Source organism: Dictyobacter kobayashii, from assembly GCF_003967555.1.
In the GTDB taxonomy this organism is placed as follows: Bacteria; Chloroflexota; Ktedonobacteria; order Ktedonobacterales; family Ktedonobacteraceae; genus Dictyobacter; species Dictyobacter kobayashii.
Window position 1 is genome coordinate 554,418 of record NZ_BIFS01000002.1, and the last position, 25,058, is coordinate 579,475.

21 protein-coding genes and 1 pseudogene are annotated in these 25,058 nt (G+C 51.1%); 11 read left to right on the forward strand and 11 right to left on the reverse strand.

Translation table 11 applies throughout. The annotated features are described in order from the left end of the window. Nucleotides 1-84: 84 nt before the first annotated feature. Nucleotides 85-1,029: an agmatinase gene (speB, locus tag EL645_RS29170; RefSeq protein WP_126555225.1), complete on the reverse strand. Its 945-nt coding sequence runs from the start codon at nt 1,027-1,029 to the stop codon at nt 85-87. 194 nt (nt 1,030-1,223) lie between these two features. Between speB and EL645_RS29175 the strand changes: the two genes are divergently transcribed. Both EL645_RS29175 and EL645_RS29180 read left to right on the forward strand, forming a co-directional pair. Next, nucleotides 1,224-2,129, forward strand: a complete 906-nt coding sequence (locus EL645_RS29175; protein ID WP_126555228.1) for a carbon-nitrogen hydrolase family protein — start codon at nt 1,224-1,226, stop codon at nt 2,127-2,129. A 108-nt stretch (nt 2,130-2,237) separates the two neighbouring features. Continuing rightward, nucleotides 2,238-3,695, forward strand: a complete 1,458-nt coding sequence (locus tag EL645_RS29180; RefSeq protein WP_126555230.1) for an APC family permease — start codon at nt 2,238-2,240, stop codon at nt 3,693-3,695. Nucleotides 3,696-3,802: 107 nt separating this feature from the next. On the opposite strand, the gene EL645_RS29185 is transcribed toward EL645_RS29180, so the two are convergent. Beyond that, entirely contained in the window at nt 3,803-4,684 is an 882-nt protein-coding gene (locus tag EL645_RS29185; protein WP_126555232.1) for a hypothetical protein, read from the reverse strand. A gap of 323 nt (nt 4,685-5,007) precedes the next feature. On the opposite strand from EL645_RS29185, the gene EL645_RS29190 reads away from it, so the two are divergent. Further along, nucleotides 5,008-5,886, forward strand: coding sequence for a DUF6398 domain-containing protein (locus EL645_RS29190; protein WP_126555234.1), 879 nt, complete (start codon nt 5,008-5,010; stop codon nt 5,884-5,886). Nucleotides 5,887-6,504: 618 nt separating this feature from the next. Here EL645_RS29190 and EL645_RS29200 read toward each other — a convergent pair. Both EL645_RS29200 and EL645_RS29205 read right to left on the reverse strand, forming a co-directional pair. Further along, on the reverse strand, nt 6,505-7,239 hold the full coding sequence (locus EL645_RS29200) for a DNA glycosylase AlkZ-like family protein (protein ID WP_246035615.1): 735 nt from the start codon (nt 7,237-7,239) through the stop codon (nt 6,505-6,507). Continuing rightward, nucleotides 7,239-7,988, reverse strand: coding sequence for a winged helix DNA-binding domain-containing protein (locus EL645_RS29205; RefSeq protein ID WP_126555241.1), 750 nt, complete (start codon nt 7,986-7,988; stop codon nt 7,239-7,241). The genes EL645_RS29200 and EL645_RS29205 overlap by 1 nt, the downstream gene beginning before the upstream one ends. Nucleotides 7,989-8,071: 83 nt before the next feature. On the opposite strand from EL645_RS29205, the gene EL645_RS29210 reads away from it, so the two are divergent. The 4 genes from EL645_RS29210 (at nt 8,072) to EL645_RS29225 (ending at nt 12,918) form a co-directional block, all read left to right on the forward strand. After that, entirely contained in the window at nt 8,072-8,668 is a 597-nt protein-coding gene (locus EL645_RS29210) for a TetR/AcrR family transcriptional regulator (RefSeq protein WP_161977788.1), read from the forward strand. Nucleotides 8,669-8,707: 39 nt separating this feature from the next. Further along, nucleotides 8,708-9,925: an alanine racemase gene (locus tag EL645_RS29215; RefSeq protein WP_126555247.1), complete on the forward strand. Its 1,218-nt coding sequence runs from the start codon at nt 8,708-8,710 to the stop codon at nt 9,923-9,925. Between the two features lie 161 nt (nt 9,926-10,086). Next, on the forward strand, nt 10,087-11,454 hold the full coding sequence (locus EL645_RS29220) for a D-arabinono-1,4-lactone oxidase (protein WP_126555250.1): 1,368 nt from the start codon (nt 10,087-10,089) through the stop codon (nt 11,452-11,454). Nucleotides 11,455-11,508: 54 nt separating this feature from the next. Continuing rightward, a complete protein-coding gene (locus tag EL645_RS29225; protein ID WP_126555253.1) occupies nt 11,509-12,918 on the forward strand; it encodes an APC family permease in 1,410 nt (469 codons plus the stop codon). Between the two features lie 103 nt (nt 12,919-13,021). Here the strand turns inward: EL645_RS29225 and EL645_RS29230 are convergent, their stop codons facing one another. The 3 genes and pseudogenes from EL645_RS29230 to EL645_RS45915 form a co-directional block, all read right to left on the reverse strand. After that, on the reverse strand, nt 13,022-14,140 hold the full coding sequence (locus EL645_RS29230) for a lipid II:glycine glycyltransferase FemX (RefSeq protein ID WP_126555256.1): 1,119 nt from the start codon (nt 14,138-14,140) through the stop codon (nt 13,022-13,024). A gap of 2 nt (nt 14,141-14,142) precedes the next feature. Continuing rightward, nucleotides 14,143-14,304, reverse strand: coding sequence for a hypothetical protein (locus EL645_RS43280; protein WP_246035616.1), 162 nt, complete (start codon nt 14,302-14,304; stop codon nt 14,143-14,145). 21 nt (nt 14,305-14,325) lie between these two features. Beyond that, nucleotides 14,326-14,664 (reverse strand): annotated as a pseudogene (locus EL645_RS45915) (WD40 repeat domain-containing protein); the annotation flags it as partial. A gap of 2,098 nt (nt 14,665-16,762) precedes the next feature. Here EL645_RS45915 and EL645_RS44645 point away from each other — a divergent pair. From EL645_RS44645 to EL645_RS29245, 3 genes are all read left to right on the forward strand, one after another. After that, nucleotides 16,763-16,891 (forward strand): hypothetical protein, encoded by a 129-nt coding sequence (locus tag EL645_RS44645; protein ID WP_281276430.1) that lies wholly within the window; start codon nt 16,763-16,765, stop codon nt 16,889-16,891. Between the two features lie 969 nt (nt 16,892-17,860). Next, nucleotides 17,861-18,574 (forward strand): bacteriorhodopsin, encoded by a 714-nt coding sequence (locus EL645_RS29240; RefSeq protein ID WP_126555259.1) that lies wholly within the window; start codon nt 17,861-17,863, stop codon nt 18,572-18,574. Between the two features lie 132 nt (nt 18,575-18,706). After that, nucleotides 18,707-19,537 (forward strand): class I SAM-dependent methyltransferase, encoded by an 831-nt coding sequence (locus EL645_RS29245; protein WP_126555262.1) that lies wholly within the window; start codon nt 18,707-18,709, stop codon nt 19,535-19,537. Nucleotides 19,538-19,560: 23 nt separating this feature from the next. Here the strand turns inward: EL645_RS29245 and EL645_RS29250 are convergent, their stop codons facing one another. From EL645_RS29250 to EL645_RS29260, 3 genes are all read right to left on the reverse strand, one after another. Beyond that, entirely contained in the window at nt 19,561-20,505 is a 945-nt protein-coding gene (locus EL645_RS29250; RefSeq protein ID WP_126555265.1) for a diacylglycerol kinase catalytic domain-containing protein, read from the reverse strand. Between the two features lie 85 nt (nt 20,506-20,590). Then, the gene (locus EL645_RS29255; protein ID WP_126555268.1) at nt 20,591-21,454 is read right to left on the reverse strand and encodes an SPFH domain-containing protein; all 864 of its coding nucleotides are present in this window, start codon (nt 21,452-21,454) and stop codon (nt 20,591-20,593) included. A 273-nt stretch (nt 21,455-21,727) separates the two neighbouring features. After that, nucleotides 21,728-22,615, reverse strand: a complete 888-nt coding sequence (locus tag EL645_RS29260) for a TIGR03621 family F420-dependent LLM class oxidoreductase (RefSeq protein WP_246035617.1) — start codon at nt 22,613-22,615, stop codon at nt 21,728-21,730. A 159-nt stretch (nt 22,616-22,774) separates the two neighbouring features. Here EL645_RS29260 and EL645_RS29265 point away from each other — a divergent pair, with 159 nt between their 5' ends. Then, nucleotides 22,775-23,401: a TetR/AcrR family transcriptional regulator gene (locus tag EL645_RS29265; RefSeq protein WP_126555270.1), complete on the forward strand. Its 627-nt coding sequence runs from the start codon at nt 22,775-22,777 to the stop codon at nt 23,399-23,401. A 107-nt stretch (nt 23,402-23,508) separates the two neighbouring features. Here the strand turns inward: EL645_RS29265 and EL645_RS29270 are convergent, their stop codons facing one another. Further along, nucleotides 23,509-24,789 carry an ArnT family glycosyltransferase gene (locus EL645_RS29270; protein WP_126555273.1) on the reverse strand — a complete coding sequence of 427 codons (1,281 nt, stop codon included), beginning with the start codon at nt 24,787-24,789 and terminating at the stop codon, nt 23,509-23,511. Nucleotides 24,790-25,058 lie beyond the last annotated feature (269 nt).

The window sequence follows — 25,058 nt, forward strand, 5'->3', positions numbered from 1 at the left end:
CTTCCCTCGGCTACATTTAACAATATGTGCTAAATGAGCTACCATGAGTGTAACATAGCTGATCCATTCAATGCAAGCAGTAGCTTAACGTTTCTTCTGGACCGCGATCAAGGAGAGCATCTCATAGGCGACATTGGCGGCCAGCAGGGCGGTGATCTGCGTTGGATCATAGGAGGGTAGGACCTCTACGATGTCGCAGGCGACGAAGTTGATGCCGCGCAGTCCACGCAATAGTTGTAAGGCTTCCCAGCTGGTGACGCCGCCAACTTCTGGTGTGCCTGTGCCAGGCGTGTAGGCTGGATCAACGAAATCGACGTCGAAGGTAAGAAAAGTCGGGCCACTGCCGACGCGCTCCCTTACCATCCGGGAGACCTCCGCCATACTATGCTGACGCATCTCATCATTGGGTAAGATCGCCAGGCCCAGTTGCCGGGCTACATCATAATCTCCGGCATCATAGAGCGGGCCGCGCATACCAACCTGGATACAGCGCTGTGGCTCCAGCAAGCCTTCTTCGAGCGCGCGCCTAAAGGTGGTGCCGTGATTATATTTATGCCCAAAATATTCATCCCAGGTATCGCTGTGCGCATCAAAATGGGCCAGGCCCAGGGGTCCATATTTTTTAGCTACCGCCCGCAACTCGGCTAATGTGATCGAGTGGTCGCCACCCAGGCTGATCGGTACAATGCCAGCGTCCAAAATTGGCTGTAAACCCGCCTCGATATGCGCGTAGCTATCTTCAATATAGCCCGGGACCACAGAAATGTCCCCGCTATCGGTCACTGAGAGGGTCCCGAAAACATCAATACTCTGGCCTGGATTGTAGGGTCGCAACAGGGCAGAGGCATCTCGGATGGCAGCCGGGCCAAATCTTGCTCCCGCTCGATAGCTGACACCGGTATCAAAAGGAATTCCAATAATGGTGGCATCGACATCCTCAGTCGTCGTGACAAATGGCAGGCGCGCAAAGGTGCGTATCCCACAGAAACGTGGCGATTGCAGGGCGTCAGTTGGTTGATAGTGCGGCATGGCTGCTCCTCTTTCTTTCTTAGTTATCTGCTCCTAATTATGTGCAAAAATCCCATCATAAAGCAAGGGTCCCCTTAAGCTGCTATGGTCAAAATATCCATACATTGACCTTTAACACATTGTAATGTTACTATTGTTCCATCTAATCAGCCAGGCGTTATTTATATCCTTAACTGGAGAGGAATATTCTATCGATGGTTGTACATACAGTGGCAACGGTAAGTATGCAGGTCAGTTTTGATATGCAGCAAAATCTGGCGAAGTATCTCTCGTATATGGATCAAGCAGCTAAGATCGGTGCTGATCTGCTGGTGCTGCCAGAGCAATCGCTACAGGGCTACCTGCATAACATCGCTGAATTACGGATGGACAGCCTGGAGTATCAGTATGCACATGCGGAACCTGTGCCTGCAGGTCCTTCTACGCAACGCTTGATCAAGGAAGCGCAGCAGCGCAATCTGTATGTCATCTGGGGGATGACCGAGGTTGATTTAGAGGATGGTCCAGATGTGCTCTATAACACTGCGGTACTGGTGGGTCCAGAAGGCTATATTGGAAAATACCGCAAGGTCCATCAGCCGCTGGATGAATTGCACATCTATTGGCCGGGTAATGAGTGGCCGGTTTTTGAGACGCGGCTGGGCCGGCTGGGTCTGCTGATCTGCTATGATAAGCAGTTTCCAGAAGCTGCGCGTGAGCTGACATTGCGCGGTGCACAGCTACTGGTCATGCCTACGGCCTGGGCCCTGACGTGTGTTGGGGGCGATCCTGATCCCGCACAGGATTATCAAACCTATATCTATGATCTTTTCGAGTTGACGCGGGCGGCTGAAAATCAACTCTGGTTTATCTCATCTAATCAATATGGACGCTGTGGTGATCATGACTACTTAGGGCGTAGTCGTATTATTGCGCCAACTGGTCGACCCGTGGCAGAGATCCTGTACGAAGAAGGCATGGTGTCTGCTCAAATCGATATTCTGGATGGTATTGTGCGTGGTCGCACGACGCAGAGCCTTGGCTACAATGCGCTGCGAGATCGCCGTCCAGAAACCTATACAGCGCTGACGGCTCCCCGGGCTCCCCGTGTGAGGCGTTAAGCAGGCAATACTTGTTCGCTTACCTGTTACTACTTACCACTATTGGCTATCTACCGCCAATGGCCAGAAACTTTATTTTTCTTTCCAGCAGGAAAGGAGTTTCTATTTATGGAAGCAGGCGCTGAAAATCAGACTTCTTCAACCTTCGTCCCTGTAGAGCAACCTCGTCTCCAACGCAATGCCCTGACGCTCTTTGAGACTATCTCGGCGACCCTGGCAAACCTGGCGCCGGCCGAGGGTATCTTCTTGAGCATCGGCCTGGCAGTATCGTTCATGGGTGCCCGCGCCCCCTGGGTCTTTTTGATCGCTATGATCGCTGTCTTTACGCTGGCCAATACGATGAGTGAGTTTAATCGCGTCCACCCCAGCGCAGGCTCATTTGTTTCGTACATTGGCAATGGCCTGCGACCATATTCGCCCCGGCTGGCGGTATTTATCTCAACTACCTGCTTTGTCCTGCTGACGATCAGCTATCCGATCACCATTGCGGCAGTGGTAGTCTTCCTGGGCTCCTGGGTCAATTCACTTTGGCCCGCGCTGAACTGGATGTTGGTCTCGATTATAGCTGTGGCCATCTCAACTCCCTTGCTACTACGGGGTGTGGTCATCTCGACCATCTGGGCCTTTATCCTCTTTATCATCGAAGCCATCGGTCTTATCCTGCTCTCATTGGTCATACTCTTTATAGCTGGTAACCATATCAGCGCGCCCTTCACCAATCTGGGAGGCACACCGGGCTTTGGCGGACTGGCACTGGCTTTTCCGATCGCTATCTCAGGCTTTGTCGGCTGGGAAAATTCGGGGGCTCTGGCTGAGGAAACCAAAAATCCGCGCCGCCAGATCGCGATCACCGTCTTTACCTCGATCTTGATCGTTGGCTGTATCTACCTGCTCTCCTCCTATGCCGCTGTGGTTGGCTTTGCCGGCCTCCCAGTCAAAGATACAATGGGACAACTCGCCAGTGATCCCGCACCTTACCTGACGCTGGCCCAGCATTATATTCCCTGGTTTGCTGTTGTGGTGGGTATCGTGGGTATTACGAGCTCGGTTGGCTGCTACATCGCGGCGGCCAATTCACAGACACGTATCACCTTTAATAGTGCCCGTGAAGGATTGCTGCCGACCTGGTTCGCGCGTGTCACCAAAGGGGCTCATCCCATTCCTTATGCCGCGATCCTTCTCTACACAACATTGACCTTGATCCTGATCATTCTGCCCGGCATCTGGCTCACACCCGTGAATGTCTTTTCCTATGAAGCCACCATCGGTACGGTGCCCGTGGTCCTGGTCTATATGCTGGCCAATATCGCCCTGCCCCTCTATTTCTGGCGCGAGCAGCGCGACCAATTCAACTGGTTTAAACACGCCCTGGTACCCTTGATCGGCATCGCAGCCTTGATCTTACCCATCTATGGCTTCTTTGCCCCCAATCAGGCCGCACCTTATAATTCCTTTGGCTGGATCTTCCTGGCACTGATCATCATCAGTATTGCCTGGGCCGCCTACATCCTGGTCGCGCGCCCCGAAGCCACCAGCAAGATCGGCAGCATCGTCGCCGACGAATAAAAAATCGCTTATATCAACGCACCAGAAGCATTGATATAACCCTGAGAGGACCGAACAGATCTGTAGCAATTAAGACAGATCTGTTCGGTCCTGCAATATTTTTACAGCTAGACAAGAGCGCGCACATCAAGCAACGCCAGGCCCGTCTTTTGCGCGATATAGCTATTTAAGTAGGCGGAGGCAGCACAATATGCTTCCTGGCTCACCCGCCGGTAAGCACTTTTTTCACCTGACAGGGTACGCACAAAATAGAGATAGTCACCTTTCGTTGGACCAGCCTCATCCGGCCAACGCAAGATGGTCGTCGCACTCGAAAGCTCTACCCACTGCAATGTTTGTAACGTGCCGTATGGATATACTCCAAGCGCAAACAAGCTGGCTTGCTGCCAGGCCACATGTTGTGTCAGTAAACCTTTCTGCATCTGTAGATCATACTCGGTAGCAGTTATCTTGATGGTGCCGGTCAACATTGTCATACCCGCTATCATACTCGCGAGTAACAGCAAGGATGCACTCATGCCAACAATAACTATCAGGATGCTATAAGTAGTGAAGTCCAATGGTTGATGAAGATAGAAGTTGTTAGCGACCAGAACCATAGTTGACAATATACATATGCCCAGGCAAATAATGCTTACTTTCTGAAAGACATCAGCCAACTTTGGTCGTTTTTTCAATGCTACTGCCGTCAGGGGCAATGACACTGGCCTCGGCTGCGGGTAGTATAGTACACTTTTTCTCACGTTCATCCTGGCCTGCTCAACGTTAAGCCAGGCTGCACGCCTTTTGGCTGCTTCTTTTTTAACTATAAGTAGCAAATAAATACTGGCCCCAACCCACAATGCATTAAGAATCCATTGAAATACCGGGACATGACCAGATAAGATATCAGCAAAAATGTAGCGCGCCTGAACAATTATCATGCATACATAAAAGATAATTACACTACCATATGACCGTAGATATCCTCTTTCATCGGGTTTATTCAATTTCTCTCTCCTACAAGATTAAATAATATCATTGATTAAGAGACACTTTTATACCTTCAATAAGCTCTTGCATAGTATAACAAATTCTACAGTTTCAATAAAGTAGCTTATCGTGTGGCTGCATATCTTCACACACAACTACATGGCATAACAATTGAAAAAAGGTCACATGTATGCTGGATATTACTGACTGCTGGCCAAACACAGCATCCAACCCACGCTTCCTACTGCTTTGAAGGTTTATAGCCAATTTGGACGTTATAAACTTTCTGCGTCTGTATGGATGGGCAAGTCAACATCTGAGTACTACGAGGGTACGGATAATGAATGAAAAAGAGCAAAAACATTTAGCTCGTGCGGCCGAGAAAGCAGCGGCGATCCATGCAAAGGCGGATGCATGGCAAAGCAGGGTAAATGCGCAGTTTGGTTATCTCCAAACGAAGTATGGCTTCAGTATCACTCACGTTGATGCGTCCAATGTCTGGGTGACACGGCTGATCTACCAGGCAGCAAACACAGCGATCTACGTTGATTGTAATTTCGAATACAGGCGGGCAGAGGTCTTTCTGGTTTGCCTCGCCCCACCACATCAATTTTTGCTGGACGAACTTCTGGCGGTACGCGCTCTTCACCTGCATGCCGAGCAGCGAGCTGCCGCTGGATTAGAGGATGAGCAGATCGAAGCGAGCCTCAAGCTTCTCGCACGAGCCATGGATGAATATGCAACCGATGTTCTTCAGGGCGACTTTTCCATCTTCGCGACCCTGGAGGAACGGATCGCGCGGAGGGGACAACATCACCGCAAGAGAGAACAAGAGTCTCAGAGCGTTCCCAAAGGACTAGTTAGCTGGTTCACCACTACTACCAGAAGCACTGATAACTTCTGTATGGACTACTTGAACGAGGAGTATGGGGATCTCTGCAGCCAGTTGGCGATGACGCTCTGCTGGCAACAACCTTCTCTGCTCTCTCGGCGAAAGTACGACATCTGGGCGTGCGCGATCATTCACGCACTGTGCATGGTAAACAATCTCTTTGATGCTTCCCACCCATCCCATATCTCAGAAAATCAGATAGAAGGCTACTTTGGTATCAATTCCAGGGCAATACTGAAGAAATCCAAACAGATACGTGATTGCTTGCAGATGTCACCACTAGATCCAAAGTGGAAATGCGTTGCTACAGATAATTCTATATTGTGACGTGGACGAACGATGATATCATACGAGAAGCGAGATAGCAAAAGACCGAAGGTTCAAACAGAGGTTCTCAACCGAGCGATCCTTAGCAGCCTATGCATAAACGATCCAGCCACGCTTTCTTGCGGCGGGTTGGCACGCGCGCGACCAATACCGTTGAGAGAAGAAAAGCTCAAACATGATGATTGCAATCGGACGACAAGCCCCTCCCTTCATTTGAGCAACCAGGCAACAAGAAAAGCGATGTCATAGGTTCGGGCCTCAGCGCCCGATTGCCGCCCTCAGCAGAGCCGGCGGCCCAGTATCCCAGCGATGGAGTGCCTCGTGGCATGACCCTTTCCTTCATGCAGTGCCCAAAAGCATCGTCCGTATTTGGGCACCGCGTGGGCCGAGGTATCAGAAACAAGCAGCCGCGTGGTGAGGATACCGGGCCGCCCTACCGGGGCGGCAATCGGCCGCTGAGGGCCGAACCTATACAATTCGTGCTTATTATTGTTTTTCGTGCGGGAACAAAATAAGTGGGGGGCAAGCCCCGCACGTACAATTCATGTTTCTTGTTGCGCTCATTTGCTTGTCTGGTTGCTAAGTGAGGTGTATTGCGCGCGGCGCTCCAGGAGGCGATCATCCAGGTGAAGAGCATACGCGGCGGCGCAGCAGCGGCTCACGTATCACCGTTGCATCCAGCTTGCTCGCGCCGAGAAACCTGACGAAGCGCGCAAACCCACAAGCCAATGCCTCCGCAAATGCTTCATTGTTGCCCAGAGCCTCATCCTCCAGCCACAAGCCCAGGATGACGAATGTGTTGGTTGTGCGGTCGAATTTGCTATCGAAGCGCGCGACGAGTCGGTCGCCCCACAAAATCGGCAACGTGTAGTAGCCGAACTTGCGCTGGTGCTCAGGCTTATATACCTCCCACACGTAGTCGAAGCCGAATACGACTTTGGCTCGCCCGCGTGCGCTGACGTGATCGAGCGGTGAGAGGAAGACGACCTCTTCGGTGGTGGTTGTCTCCAACGGCGTCCAGGCCTTCGGCACGCGCCCAGCACCTAACTCGCTTAACACGTCAGCGTCGCTCCCAAGCGCGTAGTGCACCCTTTTCCAGCCTTCAACTTGCACCTCGATGATGTCGCCGTCGGCCAACATCTCTCCAAGAAGCTTCTTCGCTGCGCGAGCCGGATCGCCGCGCTGAAATGAATCACTCGTACGGTCGAGCCGTGACAGGCCACTAAAGCTGATGTCCTTCTTAAGTAAGAAGCGATCAGTCTCGGCTTCGTCGCTCTCACGAATAAGATGCGCGGGTGCGACCATTTCGGTAAGTGCATATGCGCGCTCAAAACGGTCGCGATGGTGGGTCATTACTTCACCAGTGCGCCACAGATAATACAAGGCGAGCGCGCTGTCCTTGCGGCCCGATAGCTTTGCGTTCGTGTACGCGTCGCCATGGCAAAGTCGCGGTTACCCACGATGCCACGTTCGTGCAAGACAGCTCGCATTTCGGCGATGGCATCAGCGTGGTTGCGGGCTATGTCGAGGAGCCGCGCGCCGCTATCGCGCTCGCGGCGCATGACCACGCGCCAATACGGCAGTTCGTCCATCGCCCGGACGGCCAGCCAGCCACCCCAATCGAAGAACTTGCGCTGCTGATACGTCACGTCCTCCCACATGCCAGGTGTGTAATCGAGCACGCGGCTGTGCAGCTTGATATCCTGGCTGCGAGCGATGATTTGCAGGGGATCGAGTTGCAAGTACTCCATCGCGCGCATGGCCTGCTCGGTTCCCTCGATGCCTCGCCAGCGCCGTCCGGGCCACAAACCCTGCTTGCCAAGGATGAAGCGGCGGGCGGTATCGATGTCGATGGTTAGCATAATGACCTCTCTCTGCTTCTCAACCGTAAATATTGACCTCCTCCCAATCACCGGAAGCGTGATGGGATTCCAACGTTCGCACGTCGGGTTTCCTGTTTCGCTGAGTTGTACCTTTCCTGTTTCATTCAGGTTTGGTCTCGACCCGCGCTCTACAGGCTTAAAATCCCGCAAGCCCTGCGGTATGTGAAGAGATTCTTTTTCAGCCAGGCAAAACCGGTTGTGAAATTTTTTTAAGCCCATATTTTCTCTTGACTTATCCTTTTTTACTGGTTACTATTTATTCAATCGGTTGAATAATTTTTGCATGTAGAAAGGGATAGGTGTTGGTCAAATTAGAGTCGGTCAGTGCGCGGCGGGCAGGTATTATCGAGGCCGCTCTGCGCGTGCTGGCACGCGATGGCATAGCTGAGACGACGACGCGCAAAATAGCTGCCGAGGCCAATGTCAATCAGGCTATGCTGCGCTACTATTTCGGCAGTAAGGATGACCTGTTGTTTGCGGTGCTACAGACACTGATGCAGCAGACCGGTGAAATCGTTAGCTCGGTCGGGCTGGAAGGTCGCACGCTTCCAGAAACAATTGAGCATAGCTTGCAGGCCTTCTGGTCGCACGTTGAAGCCGAACCAGAGCTACAGATCATTCAGTATGAATTGACACTCTATGCGTTGCGCCATCCCGAGTCGGCCTGGCTGGCCAGACAACAGTACGATGGCTATTGCGCAGTGGTCGAGACGCTATTTGAGACGGCTGCGCAGGCCAGCGGTCAAACATATGCTATTCCACCGGCCGAGTTAGCGCGCTTCGTGGTGGCCGGCATCGATGGCTTGATCCTGCAATATATCAGCGATCGCGATACAACCAGGGCTCGACGCGACCTGGCGCATCTGATTACTTCGGTTACCCTATTAGCGTCACACTAAACCAGGCAATTCATCACAGTAGATAAAAGGAGCCAGGCTATGAGCATATCCACCGATCCCCCTGCCCTCGCGCCTTCTCAGGCACAAGAGCCACGCGACTACCAATACTATAAGAAAGTCTTTGCGGGCCAGAACTTTCCCCTGGCCTACCTGGACCTGGATCTTCTAGAGCAAAATATACGCGCCATTGCGGCCCGCACCGGCGGTAAGCGTATCCGCCTGGCTTCGAAGTCGTTGCGCAGCGTCGAGGTGCTCAAACGTATCCTGGCGGCCGACCCCTGTTTCCAGGGCATCATGTGCTTTACGGCGCGCGAAGCGGTCTACCTGGCCTCGCAAGGATTTGTTGACCTGCTGTTAGGTTATCCTATCTGGAATGAGCAGGATATCGCGGCGGTAGCGGAGACGATCAAGGCCGGTACGCAGATTACGCTGATGATTGATAGCGTGGAGCATATCACCCAGATCGAGGCCGTGGCCTGTCGCCATGAGGTCACGATCCCGGTCTGCCTGGACCTGGATATGGCCTTGCATCTGCCCAAACTCCACGTTGGGGTCTGGCGCAGCCCCTTGCGAACAGCTGCCCAGATTCGTCCTGTGCTGGATAGTATTGTAGCGGCACCTCATGTGTCGTTGGATGGGATTATGGGCTATGAGGCTCAGGTGGCTGGTCTGGGCGATAATTATCCCAAAAGCGCGCCCAAGAATACAGTGGTGCGCTACCTGAAGCAGCGTTCGATCCGCGAGGCGGCCGCGCGCCGCGCGCTGGCCATTGAGTTGATCCAGAGCTATCAGCTTCCTCCCTTGCGCTTTGTGAATGGTGGAGGTACCGGCAGTCTCCATACCACGCGCACCGAGGCTGGCGTGACCGAGATCACGGTCGGCTCCGGCTTCTATGCACCCGCCCTGTTTGATAATTATCGCGACTTCCGCTATCAGCCAGCGGCCGGCTTTGCCATTGAGATCGTACGTCGGGCGACGCCAACTATCTATACCTGCCTTGGCGGTGGTTATATCGCTTCGGGCGCGGTGGGCGGCGATAAACTACCCAAACCTTATTTGCCTAGTGCCCGCTGGAGCCGCTGGAAGGTGCCGGCGAGGTCCAGACCCCACCTTGCGGACCGGCCCTCGCTCGGCGATACCGTACGCCACAGAGCTGGGAGCTCTGTGCGCTACATCGCTCTTACCGCTCTAAGGCGCGATGTTGACACCTCGATAAGGCACTCCGAACACGGCGACCCATCTGCTACGCCACAGTAAGCTGGCGAGCTCTGTGAACGCTACATCCTTACTCGTCTCTAATGGCGCGATTGTTGACACAATCTCGACCTACCGGGCGATGGACAATGCTTCCTGTAACATAGGCCATCCCTATTTATAATTCTGTGCTCATGCTTTCTATCTTATTGCAGGAGATCTCAATGGTGACAGAACAGACACAACACTGGCAAAACTGGTCCGGCTCTGTCCGTTCCAGCCTCCAACAGCTGGTGAAGCCATCCAATATCGCTGAACTGGCTCGCTTACTCAGCCACTATAGCCGCACCGGGCGCCATGTGCGCGTCGTGGGTGCAGGCCATTCGTTTACGCCCCTGGTCGAAACCGACGATATTCTGCTCTCGCTCGACAATCTGCAGGGTGTCGAGGAGATCGATACCGAGCATGGGACGGCCACTGTACTGGGTGGTACGCGCCTGAAATTGCTGGGGGAGACCTTGCTGGCTCGCGGTGTGGCCCAGGAGAACCTGGGGGATATCGATGTGCAGAGTATCGCGGGCGCGATCAGCACTGGCACACACGGCACCGGTATCCACTTTGGCAATCTGGCCACCCAGGTTGAGGCCTTGACGCTGGTAACCGCCAGTGGCGAGATCCTGGAGTGCTCAGCGCAACAAAATTCTGAGATCTTTAAGGCTGCCCAGGTCTCCCTGGGACTGCTGGGCGTGATCGCCAGGGTTAAGCTGCGCGTCGTGCCCGCCAAACGTCTCCAGTTCAAGAGCCACCGCGAACGCCTCAGTACTTGCCTGGAAAACCTTGAAGACTATAAGAATAACAATAGTCATTTTGAGTTCTTCTGGATGCCGCATACGGAGTGGGTACAGGCCAAGTTTTTGAATGAGACGCAGGCGGCGGCCACCGGCAGCAATCTGTGGGGTCGCTTCAATAAGGTGGTGCTGGAGAATGGTCTCTACTGGTTGCTCTCGGAATGTTGCCGCCTGGTGCCTTCCCTGACTCCCACTATCAGTAAAGTCTCGGCCCAGGGTATCGCGGCCGTGGATGAGGTCGATTTTAGCCATCGGCTCTATGCGACGCCGCGTGCGGTGCGCTTCCAGGAGATGGAGTATAACATTCCGGTTGAGCATTTTACGACGGTGCTGCAAGAGATCAAAGCCAGTATTGCGACCCACCATACCCGGGTGCATTTTCCGGTGGAGTGCCGCTTTGTCCAGGCTGATGATATCTGGTTGAGTCCAGCTTACCAGCGCCCATCAGCATATGTGGCTGTGCATATGTATAAGGGCATGCCCTATCGCGAGTATTTCCAGCAGATCGAAGCGATTTTTAAGCGCTATCAGGGACGACCACATTGGGGCAAGCTCCATACGCAGGATGCGGCCAGCCTGGCACAGCTATATCCACACTGGGATGATTTCCGGCGCGTGCGGGCCACGCTTGATCCACAGGGTCTTTTCCTCAATGCTTATTTACGCAACCTGTTTGCCATCCCTATGCCTATCGCCTCGACGACAAGCGCTAGTTCATCAACAGTCGGGCAGCCTGCAGACTGAACAGGACGCAGGTTCGACACTGATTATCCATATTTGTCTGCAAGGAGAGCCCCCATGAGTGATGCGTCATCCCCGGTGCCAGCGACCACGAGCACAGCGGCTCCTGCACTGGGAAAAGGGATACTTGGTCTGCGCCATGCTGTGGTGATTTCGGTGGCCGTGATGTCCCCGGCTGCCTCGATCTTCTTTAATACCATTCCTCAGGCCGGTGTGGTGGGTGCGGCCATCCCGCTCTGCTATGTGATCGGCTTTATCGTGGCCCTGCTGGTCGCCAATCAATACAGTGAGCTATCGCGCGAGTTGCCCTCCAGCGGTTCGGCCTATACCTATGTACGAGAAGGGCTCAGTCCCCATTGGGGCTTTTTGACTGGCTGGCTAGGCCTGATCGCCGTCGCGACCGGTGCCCCCTATTCTTTTGTCTTGATGAGCGCGAATATCCAGGCCCTGGTGCAGCGCTGGTTTGGCCTCAATGTCAGCTGGATCTTCTGGTTTGTACTGGCGGTTGGCATCGTTTTCGCGCTCTGCTACACAGGTATTCGGCAATCCCTCAGCGTGGATATGACCCTGCTGGCATTTGAGATGGGTATCTGTCTGATTCTGGCGTTACTGGTTTTCTTCCACGTGGGCAGCCAGGGCGGTTTGAGCACGGCCCCGTTCAATATCGGGCAGGTGCCCAAAGGTGGAGACCTGACAGTAGGGATTATCCTGGCGGTGTTGAGCTTTATTGGTTTTGAAACCGCTGCCACGTTGGGAGAGGAGACCAGCAATCCCCATCGCAATATCCCGCGCGCGGTCTTCGGCTCGATGCTGGTGGTGGGTGTCTTCTATGTCTTGATGGCCTATGTGGCTACGATCGGCTATGGGATCAACAACATGGCAACCGATTATGCAAACGATCCAGCACCATTTGATACGATCGGTCGCCACTTTAGCGGCGGTCTCTTTGCCAGCATCATCGATCTGGCCGGAACGCTCTCGTTTTTCAGCGCGGCCCTGGCCATCATCAATGGTGGTGCGCGCATCATTTACACCGTCGGGCGAGATGGGCTGCTGCCACGCTGGACCGCGTTGACGCATGCCACCCATCAGACGCCGATCGGGGCCGTTACCTTCCTGTGCCTCTTCGCCCTGGCCTGTGGTATTCCTATGGGTATATTTATGACGCCGATCACCGCCTTTTCTTTCTTGGGCACGCTGGACGCCCTCTTCATCCTACCTATTTATATCCTGGTCAACGTGGCCTGCATCCGCTTCTTCTGGCGCCAGCGCCGCAGACAGTTCAAACCCATCCGCCATCTGCTCATCCCGATCCTGAGCACGCTGCTGATGGGAGCTATCTTTGTGGCCGCCTTCGCCTCTCCAGGACCAGCCCCCCTTAGCTTTGTGCCAGTGGTCGTCGGACTCTGGATTATCGCTGGCCTTGTTCTACTCTGGCCGCTGCGCGCAAAAATTGCTGACAGCTAAAGCCAGCAGGTTTAAGCCGTTTCGTGCCCCATCGATTTCATTCCACAATGAAATCGATGGGGCACGAAACCATCAATCTCAAACTACCAATGTGCGAATATCCCTATTTAACAGGAACGGGGCTTTCCTGTTTCCTGGCAGCATATGTTAAACGCTTTTGGGCCAGCGCTGAACGGGCATAGATAGCATTGTCATAAGCATGTTTAAGACTACGAATCAGGTTGTAGAGGCCATAGACGGCCGCATTGTAAGCCTTCTCCTGGCTGGTCATGGAACAGCGGGCATAGCCACCAAAACCACGTTTAAAAGTATAGACACCCCAGTTGGGATCTTTAGGACCTTCGGGCTCGGTAAGGATGGCCGGGATGCCCATAAAGTTATAGTGGGTACAGCCATGCGCGCGTCCCCATTGCAGTCCTTGCCACTGCAACAGGTGGTTGGGCATGACGTTGCGACATTGGGCCGAGGAGGCCCCATAACGATACCAGCACCATTTGCCACAACGCATAAGGATAATGCCCGCAATCGCCTTTCCTTCGTATTCCGCTAGAAAGAGCGCCGCCTTCTCGCCTGGCTCAAATAGACGCAGCATATATTGAAAATGCTCAAGCGAGTGTACATAGAATTGATCGCGCTCACCCGTTTCCTGGTAAATGCGATGAAAGGTCTGCAGGTCCTCTGGTTCATGTCCCTGGCGAATAATAACCCCTTTACGCTGAGAAAGGCGAACATTATAACGCCATTTCTCTTTCATCCTGGAAAGCTGCTCTTTCTCGTCTGGATAAATATCCAGCACCCATTCATTGCGCCCATGTAAAACGCTCTCATTGGGTCGAAAGCCGTGTTGCCTGAAGAACTGTGACCAGGTGACATCATGTTCTTCCGCCACCGGATCGATCTTCAGCATAAAAGCTTTGTGACGTCGGGCCAGGCTATTAACGAAATTAAAGAGGAGCGCCAACGCTGCTCCATCGAAGTCGGCTACAATTGGACCACGTGGAGCATAAAAATAAGTGCTCTTGAGCGTTGGGACATACATTATCAGGACCAGCATGGCCGCACAGAGTTGCTCCTGCTCATCCACTACACCACAATATAAAGGTTTTGAAGCGGCATGTCCGGCCAATTCTCCCCACTCATATGTCTGCGTAATGGCTCCAAATTGAGCTTTACCAATAAATTCGTTCCATTGTTGTCTATCTGCAATCAAGCAAGCATTCATTTTTAATTTCCTCCAACGACGATCTCTATGCGGCTAACAACCCTGTTACCACTGGCAAAAGTCAGGCTTGGATTGGCATTTTCTGCGTACGCCGCCGTATCCCAGGCCAGCGCGTTTGAAACAAGTCCTTGCAATTGCCCACCGGTATATGGATGCTGGCACACACACTGATTGGCACCGGTCTGTGCGTCCCAGATGTGTAAGCTATTTTCAGTACAACAAGATGCAATCAAGGAGTCATCAGGTGACCAGGCAATAGCATCAATCCAATGCTCAGCGGTATTATGCCCAGAATATATATATCTACATGTACCTGTCCTGGTGTGCCAGATATGAATATTGTCCCCGCCAGATGCGATCCATTCTCCATCCGAGGACCAGGCTGCATTCAGTGTCCACTGTCCAGCGTGGCCTTTGTAACGTAGGATCGTTGCGCCAGTCAGGGCATCACAAATCTGTATGTTGCCATCATCACCAGCCGAGGCAATTTTATGCCCATCCGGTGACCAGTTGACACTATCAATCCGTAGACACCCGCGCTATGCCCCAGGTTAGTGGCAAATACGCGCTGCTTCATGATCACAGGAGAGAGACACGGTTTGTATCGTTATTCTCGGAATCACATCCCTCTGTGGCTAACTACATCGTTATATACAGTACTGCTACTCTATGATACTGCTCAGCATCCATAGAGCGACGCGCGATCAACTGGATATTGAGTTACCGCTAGCTACGTATCAGTACAGACTCCAAGGGTTTAAAGTAATCCGATACTTCTCTAGGATGAGTTAGTCGAATTCGCTACTTCTACTTGGGGCTAGCTACAAACTTCGAATAAACTCATCTCTTGAATCTCTGGCGGGTGCAACGATCCTGAGTGCTACTATGGCACCGGTCTAAATACATCAGCGGCTGGAGTGCATAATTCTTCATGATTACCTCAATGAATAATGGACTGTCTGCAGCTGTAGTATAAGTCATTTAAGCAGAAGCGACCGTTTGAGCTCCAAGATTGCTCGCTGGTATGGATTCCTTCATCATGTCGCCTGCTAAAGCGATATAAAAAAGCGGTAAGAGGAGGGCCTGTGGACTGCGGTCTATACCGCAACACTGATGTCGCGGCCATTGTCACTAGCGAATTAGCTGTAGCGATGATCAATAGGATACAGCGACGAGGAGATTGATGTCTGAGTTCCCAGTGACGGCTTACTGGCCATCCAAATGGAATGTGCCTTAAGTAAACATACTTCAAGATCTGGTTGTACCAACAACACATCATAGTCTACCGTAATAGAGTCCTTGCCTGTATTGAGCAGGACATTATTTTGTGGTGGTTTAGAATAGGAGCTAGGTCGAAAGCAATAAAAGGCATGCATATTGGATATCGGCTCGAAGACAGTAGCTCATAGATAAGATTCATACCTGTTAATACTGCGCTCGACATAAATAGCAGACAAGTATCGGTTCTCTCAGATAGTGCGTTGACATTTGAGACAAGTCAAATATAGTATAGAAAGTAACATATTGTGAGACAACACATGAAGTCTGTGTCTCTTCAATTGTCGCGAGGTGAAATCCTGTATCGAACGAGCATCTATATTCATCCCATCAGCTAGCCCGAGACATATTCCATGGAAGGCCACTTTCAACAGCGCGGAAAAGCTCTGTGAGCAATATGGTAATTGTAGAGTCTTTTATCGCAATGCGGACTAGATAATCCGTCGGAGGCCTCATTAATCCAATTATACTCATTCAACTGTTCCAGGTGAGATGCAATTACCGTTTTTAGCGAAAAAAATCCCACATGTAGTTAACCAGGATTTTCCCAAAAGTGGAGGAATCAAACAATAAGGGCGCCCCTATGTTATGAAACATCAGAGGCGCTCTGATGGTAAAAAAACAGCTACAACGCTTTTTAGCGCTGCTGCGAGGATTATTTGGGTGAACTGCTGAGTTGTGGGTACATACTGGAGCATGGTGCGATGGCTGTTGCTTCAGCCTGCTGGCGATTGTCTATAGGGGGTTCCGGCGTAGTGCAGGTAACTTGAATATGCTGATGCTCATGGTTCTGTGGCGCTCGATAGTTATGATTATCGCCTGTCCATCTGGTGACTCTAGCTATCCCGAGGCCATGGTGCCATGTTAGTTTATTTTTCGATCCTGGTTGGTTTATTCAACCTGGTAAATAGGGCGTACGTGCCTGAACGACAGTAAAGTTATGTGTCATATGAACCTCGGTATTCTCCCTGTGTGCTCGGTTCGTTTGTCCCCGGCGTAATTAGCCCGGCGGGCGATTTAAACTGCTAAAGGTCCCAATGAGATTGACCATGACTTGGTTCGCGTGTCTCAAATGGGCGACAGTCCCGGTCTAGCTGTGCAACCTTCGCCGCATACTGGTGAACTAGCAGACAAGACAAGCGGCGGCCGCGATATTTATACTCTGGAGGCGCCTCTAGCTGCCAGCCCGGGCGTCTCAACACTCATCAGAGGTAACTCAAGAAGCCTCGTTGACGAAAACCTTTCGTTTTGCGGACCGAGTCTAAATCTTTGCGCTGTCCGCGCGACTTCCCTTGGCGTTGGAATCTGATAAGGTGCCTTGGCCCAAAATGCGAGGCAGCCTGGATGGAACTTCGAGAGGCTATGTCTCGACTGACCGTACATAGCTACGGTCAACGGCCCGACCTCGTAGCTATCGACAGACAGATTGTCTGCGCTCATGCCCGCGATGAACAAGGCTATAGCCACAGATAAGATCTGTAAGATGCACCACTATCATAGTTCAACACCCATAGCTCTCACGGTGATACCCCTGGCGGGGCCGGAACCGCAGATGCAGCCAAGGGTTGACGTTAACTACTTACCGCTGCCCGCTCTTTACCTCACGCCGTCGCATCGCTCGTTGTCACAATACTTCGCTGGACTCTGGCGGGTTTGTTTGCTATGGAGCGAAACAAGGGTGCGTCCTCGCAGGCGTGCTGATGAAATGTCCATGTGTTCTGCGCCAGCTTACATGTTGTCTGCATCCCGTTGTAGCTAAACTGGAAGAGATGCATATGATTGTTATACAAACAGAGATAGTCGTAAGACAAAATTAGAAATAAATCCGAGAGCACGCTCCACTGGACAACTAAATTACCCAGATGGAGATACCCATTGGAGCGGAGACAGGCACGCGAGAAAGTTCACTGGCTGCTCGCACCACACTGTTCACAATAGAATACAATCGTGAGGCCGAATTCCTTTCCTTTCAATGCTATCCATTACATATATGAGCTCGAACAAGCTATTGCGCCAAAACCAAGCACAATAATATGAAAGTTGATTTTGAACAACTGAATCATAAAACAATCAACTGTTTTTATTACGTTACTCATAGGGAATTAGAATACAAAATTATAAACACATGCATAACAATGTTGATAAAAGTTATGCTCTACGCACGCAGGGTTTTGCAGGGTAATTACTCGGGCTGCGGTACTCATAGATGCTTGCAATCGGTGTATTTTAACTGTGTATGACATGATTTGTATCAAAAATCATACAGACGACGTCTCTATGATAGTTCCAGAATGATACGTTTCAGGGGCTAATTACAAAAATAGAGCTGAAAGGTGGGGTAATGTGAATGTTTCTCTGCAGTGGCAGACGTGTCTTTAGGAAGTTATTGTAGAACGCGGCAAGCGCATTCTGTATAGACATAACCTGGAGGAGTTTACACACATGGGTCCAATAACTACTACCCTCTGGATTGGAACTGCGATCATGGTTCTAGGGCTGCTCGCTTTTCTCGCCCTCATGGTCAAAGCTCCTGCGGCAAACAGATCTTTTTTCTCTGCTACCTCGCTGGTTGCCTTGATCGCTGCCACATCTTACTTTGCGATGGCAACGGGACATGGTAGCGTCCTTATCGGCGGCCGTGTTTTCTTCTTTGCGCGCTATATTGACTGGGTGTTTACGACACCGCTCTTGCTCCTGGATCTGGCTCTGCTGGCTGTTCCTTCCATCACCGCACGTGCCGGGACAGTCGCGACCCTAATCGGAGCTGATGTGTATATGATTATAACAGGATTGATTGCTGGATCGATAAATGATCCAACTAAATACATCTGGTTTGCCTCAAGCACCATCGCCTTCGTGGTTGTACTTTATATCCTGCTAGTACAACTCTTTGGAGATGCCAGGAATCGTGGTGGGAGCGTTGGCAGGTTGTTCGGGAATCTATCCTTGCTTACGCTTATCCTATGGGTCTGTTACCCGATTGTGTGGTTGCTCGGAGTTGAGGGTTTCCGCGTCCTGCCTTTGACAGCCGAAGTCGTCATATTCGCCTTATTGGATGTAGTAGCAAAAATTGGCTTCGGCTTTATACTGCTCACCAGCAGTGTGATATCAGGTAGAGAAGCCATGACCGTTAGGCCAGCTACCTCTTCCATGTAAATGCCTGAAGAGCAACTTCTTCCTGGACAGAAAGAGCTGATCCTGCGACTGGTTAAGTTTCACGCTTATTCACTGTGGGGGAGGATATATCTTCTCTCGCAGTGATACGTACTTGTTCATAGGGAGGTCCTGATGCTACTTGAGCAGTTTTCTACACAACCAGCAGCGTGGAAAGAAAGCCTGAATCGCTATGTGGGTCATATCCTGGTTCCTTCAGCTCAAGAGCTCTATGATAATCTCGATTGGGAAAGGGAAGCAAGGACGCTCTGTAATGTTGAGCTGGTATATCCACCATATTATCTGGTCCCCCATCACGGCGTAGCAACAGGCTATTTATCTAACTGGCAGGCATTTGGCTGGGAACTTATCGAACACATTTTTGGAATTCAGCGTGTTCGTCCGGCCCTGATCTCTATAGCACAGGCCACCCATCCTCAACGCATTGTGGATCTCGGTTGCGGTACGGCCTTGACAAGTATCAGACTGGCTCAACGCATGCCCGATACCGAACTCATTCTGCTAGATCTATCGCCTTATCAGCTGGTAGCGGCCCAGCGACAGGTGCAATGCTTTGGCCTGCAGCAGCGCACGCAATTACGCCATGCCTGTGCCGAGGAGACCGGCTTTGTGGATGGCTATGCGGATCTCGTTATGGCCTCCCTTCTTTTTCATGAGCTCCCCCGCTCGACAGCCAGAGCTGTAATCCAGGAGGCGCAGCGTATCCTTACCCCGGGCGGCCACTTCCTGATCTTTGATGCCATTCAACAGGTTGTGCCCTGGCCTTCCGTTGATCAAATGATCAACAAGCTACTGGCATTCTTTATGCACGAGATATATTGGAATGAGTATATGTCTGAACCGATCTGGATTTCATGCGCGCGGCAAGGATTCATACATATAAAACGAAAAATCTTGTTTGCCCCACCCTGGATTTATCAGGTCGTGCTCGCCGCTAAGGACTAGGTACAACGGTACAAACTTGTTTTTTACCCCCGAGCGATCAAGTGGGCTTTACGTTCGGCCAGACCGATGCGGGCGATAAAGCCAGATGGAAAGGCGAGATAGTCGCTTTCGATACCATCACTAAAGATGATCCCATTTTCTGGCATCTGCGAGGTGATGATCAGTTCCTGGCCGCGCTGCAGCTGGCCGAAGACAAGGTTGGCCTGCGAGATTTTGGAGACGAAAGGTTCGCGCACGGTAAACCAGACCTTCTCGGACTCCCAGCCCAGGGCCAGTTGTTCGATCTGTGGCGGTTGCTCGCTGCCTTCCCCAAAATATGAGGCAACCGACCAGGCTCCCTGGGTAATTGAGCGTAGCCAGCCGGTACAGCCAGCTCCCGTAGAAACAATAATGCCGCTTGAGATCTGGGCCTCGCTCTGGCGTCCCAGTTGCAGCCGGTAGCGGGCCGAGGTATGGCTGCGTGGACCAATAAAGAGGTCATTGATAGCATACAGAACCTGTCCATCGTTGAGGGCTGCTTTGACCATCGAGACATGGGTAATCTTGCCTCGCCCTTGCAGGACACGGTCAACGCATGAGCGTGTCTGTTCATAATGAAAAGGAATCAAAACCCCATCGACACGCTGCGGATCGGGATTGAGGGCAAGAATGGGCTGATCAGTCAGGTATTTGGCGGTATTGATGACCAGCCCATCAGGACCCAGTGTGATGATCAGGTCGTGCTCATCAAACTGATAGGTAGCTAAGAAGTCGCGCTCAATAAACTGCTGCTTGATACTGGCTGGCAGTTGTCTCTTCACACTGGCAACGGCCAGCTGATACTGCTGATCCTCTAATTCATAATCACGAAATGGGATCTGATTCTGCTCAAGATAAAAACGGGCCTGCTCGCGCGAATTCAGGCGATAGACCAGTTCCTCCAATGCGGTCTTTTTGGTGACCACCACAATGCGCTCAATCCCAGCCATAGCGAACCTCTCTTTCTTTTGTAGCCAGAAACGGACGAGTAGACATATAGACATCGCGTCGTCCGTTTACAAGCAGGCATACCATTTAGCCCTTCAACAATTGTTCAAGGATTTCGGAGGTGATGGTCAGATTACCAATCTTATGCGAGTTGTCGGCAAACTGACGGAAGGCCAGGGCCAGCAACTGCTGTGGTTGCAGCTCACGATAAGGATTCAAGCGTACACGTGTGGCTTCTGCCTCAAATTCAGCTTCCTGGCGAGCATTCTCACCTTTCAAATTGACCAGCTCTTTCCGACTCTGCTCCAGTGCCACCGAGGTCGCCAGCTCGTTCTGTTTGATCTTGCGCTCCTGCTCGACTGCTTCAGCCCGGCGTGAATAGATAGCCTGGTCAGCTCGCTGCTGCAATGCCTCGCGATGTTCCGCCTCCAAAGCCTTGGTCATCTCAGGTGACGCCTTAAGGGTGGTATAAAACAGACTTACACAGGCAATCCCCATCTGGGTCAAGGCCTGCTCAGCACTTAAACGCTCAAAAACGTTGCGCGCCAGCAACTCCGAGCTACGCAGGGCATCCTCCAGCGAAAGCTGCTGCAACAGATTACGGGTATGCATCTGGACAATATTAACGATGCGTTGATTGAGCCTGGCCGGATCTTCACTACGATAGGTATGGGTGCGTGGATCAATGGTAAAGTTCAATAATTGAGAGATCGTCTGGGGCTCAATCACCCGATACGTAATTTGTCCCTGTACGGTGACGGCTTGAAAATTGCTGGTCGTCTCATTAAAAATGAAAGGGGTATCCACGGTTGATAGTGGCACTCGCGCAATGGTTGTGCTGGGTCCCCAGTACCAGAAAGAGCGACCTGCCCCCTGACGTAGAACGCGGCCATTGGAATAAGCAAAAATGTATTCGGTTGGTTCAGCTTTAAAGTATGAAAACAGAGCCATGATATTCCTCTTTTCATCGGTATCCAATAAGGCTTGCTCGACTTAGTGTATATATCACACTAACCAATGTACCTGATCGTGCACGGAATGTCAACCTTTTTATGGGTATCTATAGAATTTCATGCATATAAAACACAGACGAGCCAGCCAGCCAGAGCAACCTGAACTCTGGCTGGCTGGCTCGTCTGTGTTACCGGGTCACCGTGTTACCTGCATCTGCCATCATAGGACGGATATCCACACAACCTGGCAGAACTATGTTGCTACAACAGCTTATTTACCCCTTAAACGTGCTACGACAGGAGCAAAGTTCTCCATTTGTCCATCATAGACTTGAATATAGGAGAAGCCAAGCTGTTCTCGTTGTGCCAGCAGGTATTCTACAGCTTGCTCGGTGCTCATGGCTTTTCTGGGAATGGGAGGGGCCCCATCAGGAGGCACAACCTCAGCGGGATTGTCGCTGATAGAGAGCTGGTAAGCTGCCTGGCTCAATTCTAGCTGCGCAAAACGCTCACCAGCCGCCTCTCTCACCCAGGCAATCTTTTGCTCCAGAGGCACGTCATTGATAGCTTCTCCCGGTCTGGCAAACCTGGCGGTGGGTGAAACAATATTGGCCTGGCGAGCCGCAATTGAGAGCATGCGTTGGCTGGCACTGCCAATAAAGATAGGTGGATGTGGTCGCTGCACTGGCCTGGGCAGACCTGGCAGATCAACAACAGTGTAGTATTTACCACTGAAATTTACACGCTCTTCCGTAAAGAACTGTTTAATAATCGTAATGGCCTCCTCCACACGCCCCACTCGCGTGCCAGCAGCTTCAAATGGTAGCCCGAGTTGCCGATAATCATTTGCCCCAGCCCCGGCGCCAATCCCTAATTCAAAACGCCCTTCTGAAAGCAGGTCCAGGGTAGCTACCTCTTTTGCCAGGAGAGCGGGATGGCGATAATCATTACAAAAAACATAACTGCCAACCCGTAATGTGGTAGTTGCTGCGGCCGCCACGGCCAGTGCTGCAAACGGGGCCAGCTTCATTTGTGTACGATCTGGCAATAACAGGCTATCATAACCAAGCTCTTCAGCCCTACGAGCGAAATTGATCCAGGCCATACGTGATTGGGAGTTGCCCCCTACCACGCTAAAGCGAAATGGTTTTAGCATCATGCATCCTCCTACAGTACAGGTGACCATCCTCAGGCCAAAACTTTATATCTTTGCATAAACTCTTGATCGGCCCTATTATTAAGCAGATGATCTGTCTAAATGATTATAATTTGGATATACAGATTATACAATTAAATTTAGCAAGGTGGCAAGGCCTATATGAGTCCCCGTGCTTATCGACTCGGTCAGCGTCAGGCGACAACCGAACAAACCCGAATGCGTATCATCAATGCGACCCGTGAGCTATTGATGGCAGAAAATGGTTTCTCACAATTCTCGATGGAGCTGGTAGCCAAACAAGCCGATGTGGCTCGTATGACGGTCTATCATCAGTTTGGCTCTAAAACAGGGCTGCTGGAAGCGCTATGCGACTCATTGGCGGCCAGTGGAGGTATGGAACAATTAGCAAGTGCTTTTCGCCAGCCAGATCCGTATGCTGCGCTTGAGCAGTACATTACAATTTTCAGTCATTTTTGGAATACGGATCGGCTCGTCACCAGAAGATTGCGCGCGCTGGCCGCCCTTGATCCAGAATTCGAGCAAGTCATCCGCAAGCGCGATGAGCGGCGCACTAAAGGGACAAGTGTACTTATTAATCGCATAGCAGAGCAGCGTGGATCTTCCAGTGCTGAAACACTTACGAAAGCAAGCAATGCACTTTTCGCCCTGCTCAGCTTTGAGAGCTTTGATAGCCTCGCCGGACCAGACCGTTCCCTGGAAGATGTGGCACCCCTGGTATACCAGATCGCTCTGGGGGCCATCGATCGTCTCTTACCGCCTCATTGATAAATACACTATTGCAGGCAATGCTTTTACCATAAAAAAGAGTGCTTCTTCATAAGTTGATTATGAGAAGCACTTGCAAGTAAGCTATATTTATCGCTGGCGACTAGCTACACACGCCATTTTTTGTAGTGCCGATAGTAGCGAAGCGTGCCAGGTGCATCACTGCTGAGCCACCAGATACAAGCTCCGGTTAGTAGTACAAGCAATGGCTCGATGGGCGCGCGAAATCTGGAACTGCCGTAGAATACAATACAGACAGCACAGGTCAATAAAATCGTGAGGTAAACACCTAACAAATCTTTCCAACGCCGCCAGGTCATGAGCAATCCCAGGAAAGCCAGTAGGATAATGATCGGCGTCATGATCCAGATCATATCCGAGACGATATGTGATGAGAGGCGCGTGGGAAACTGTATCATTGGCAGCCCTTCATCGGAAGTATAGGGAATCCACATGTTACGAAAGTGCAGCGTCAGCAAATATGGCATCGAACTAAGATGTGTACGTATCCAATGCAGTCCTGCTGCAGTCTCGCCAGCATCTGAATAGTCCTTTAAGGGTGGAGAAATATGGCTGTTCGGCATCCACATTCCATAACCATAAGGATTAGCTTTCAGCACGGTATCATTGTATGATCCGGCAATCGTTGCGCCTTCGCTAATTTCTATTGGTATGATCTTACCTGTCACCGCATAATTACGAATAGTCCAGGGAATGATCAAGAGCGAGGCCACAAAAGCTGAGATCACCACAGCTTGTATGCCAACTTTCCAGGAAAGCTGCCTGCTTACACATAAGATTATCGCCCAGATCCCAATGAGGCCAATGAGCATTAAGCCATTCGGTCGTGTTAAAGCCGACAAGGCAATAAAAAATCCACTTGCAATAATCCAGGAGATTTTTTTCGTCTGTAGCACTTTAAATTGAGCAAAACAAAAACAGGTCAGGGTAAAAGTATAGAAACCCTCTGCATATAACCAACCATCATAAATGAATAGTCCGGGATAAATTGCTGCCAGTAAGCCTGTAATTATAGCTATACGTTGCCCAAATAGATTCCTGGCAAATAGATAGACGACAAAGCATGTAGCCGCCCCGGTACAACACAGAAACAGGCGTGGATAAATAGTTGCCGGCCCAAATGGTATAGAAATAAGCGCAATAATTGTCGGCCACGCAGGCGCACGTCCAACTGATTGGACATGGGCAGGCAAACAGAAACAATGTTCGTTAACGATATTTAAGCCTGTATCTCGAAAAAAATGGGCATCAAATAAGGGTTGATAGCCTCGTCCGACTGTTAAGTTATAACCAACGCGGACAATCAAAGCTACGAAAAATACGATGATGCCTGCAAAGTATGATCTAAAAAACTTGTTAATAGACATCGTGACTTTTTACATCTTTCTATGAAAATAGAACTTTACGATAGGCTTTCTTCTATTTAGTCTATTAAGATTTTGTTGTGTCTCGAAACAATCATAGAGGCGCGGCAAGCTGTATAGCTCCTCTTTTGTGCTAGTATAATATCATTAATTCAGCTTATTGACACATCTCAATTACCTATTTCTCTCTGCTTAATTTACTATTTTGATAGTTCGCTAAAAGTGAGCTCACCGTGATGTGGGATGGAGAGGCTCTCCATCCCACATCACGG

Coding starts and splice junctions, on each gene's coding strand:
- speB (WP_126555225.1), bottom strand. CDS start 1,029: ATGCCGCACTATCAACCAACTGACGCCCTGCAATCGCCACGTTTCTGT.
- EL645_RS29175 (WP_126555228.1), top strand. CDS start 1,224: ATGGTTGTACATACAGTGGCAACGGTAAGTATGCAGGTCAGTTTTGAT.
- EL645_RS29180 (WP_126555230.1), top strand. CDS start 2,238: ATGGAAGCAGGCGCTGAAAATCAGACTTCTTCAACCTTCGTCCCTGTA.
- EL645_RS29190 (WP_126555234.1), top strand. CDS start 5,008: ATGAATGAAAAAGAGCAAAAACATTTAGCTCGTGCGGCCGAGAAAGCA.
- EL645_RS29200 (WP_246035615.1), bottom strand. CDS start 7,239: ATGACCCACCATCGCGACCGTTTTGAGCGCGCATATGCACTTACCGAA.
- EL645_RS29205 (WP_126555241.1), bottom strand. CDS start 7,988: ATGGGCTTAAAAAAATTTCACAACCGGTTTTGCCTGGCTGAAAAAGAA.
- EL645_RS29215 (WP_126555247.1), top strand. CDS start 8,708: ATGAGCATATCCACCGATCCCCCTGCCCTCGCGCCTTCTCAGGCACAA.
- EL645_RS29220 (WP_126555250.1), top strand. CDS start 10,087: ATGGTGACAGAACAGACACAACACTGGCAAAACTGGTCCGGCTCTGTC.
- EL645_RS29225 (WP_126555253.1), top strand. CDS start 11,509: ATGAGTGATGCGTCATCCCCGGTGCCAGCGACCACGAGCACAGCGGCT.
- EL645_RS29230 (WP_126555256.1), bottom strand. CDS start 14,140: ATGAATGCTTGCTTGATTGCAGATAGACAACAATGGAACGAATTTATT.
- EL645_RS44645 (WP_281276430.1), top strand. CDS start 16,763: ATGGAACTTCGAGAGGCTATGTCTCGACTGACCGTACATAGCTACGGT.
- EL645_RS29240 (WP_126555259.1), top strand. CDS start 17,861: ATGGGTCCAATAACTACTACCCTCTGGATTGGAACTGCGATCATGGTT.
- EL645_RS29245 (WP_126555262.1), top strand. CDS start 18,707: ATGCTACTTGAGCAGTTTTCTACACAACCAGCAGCGTGGAAAGAAAGC.
- EL645_RS29250 (WP_126555265.1), bottom strand. CDS start 20,505: ATGGCTGGGATTGAGCGCATTGTGGTGGTCACCAAAAAGACCGCATTG.
- EL645_RS29255 (WP_126555268.1), bottom strand. CDS start 21,454: ATGGCTCTGTTTTCATACTTTAAAGCTGAACCAACCGAATACATTTTT.
- EL645_RS29260 (WP_246035617.1), bottom strand. CDS start 22,615: ATGATGCTAAAACCATTTCGCTTTAGCGTGGTAGGGGGCAACTCCCAA.
- EL645_RS29265 (WP_126555270.1), top strand. CDS start 22,775: ATGAGTCCCCGTGCTTATCGACTCGGTCAGCGTCAGGCGACAACCGAA.
- EL645_RS29270 (WP_126555273.1), bottom strand. CDS start 24,789: ATGTCTATTAACAAGTTTTTTAGATCATACTTTGCAGGCATCATCGTA.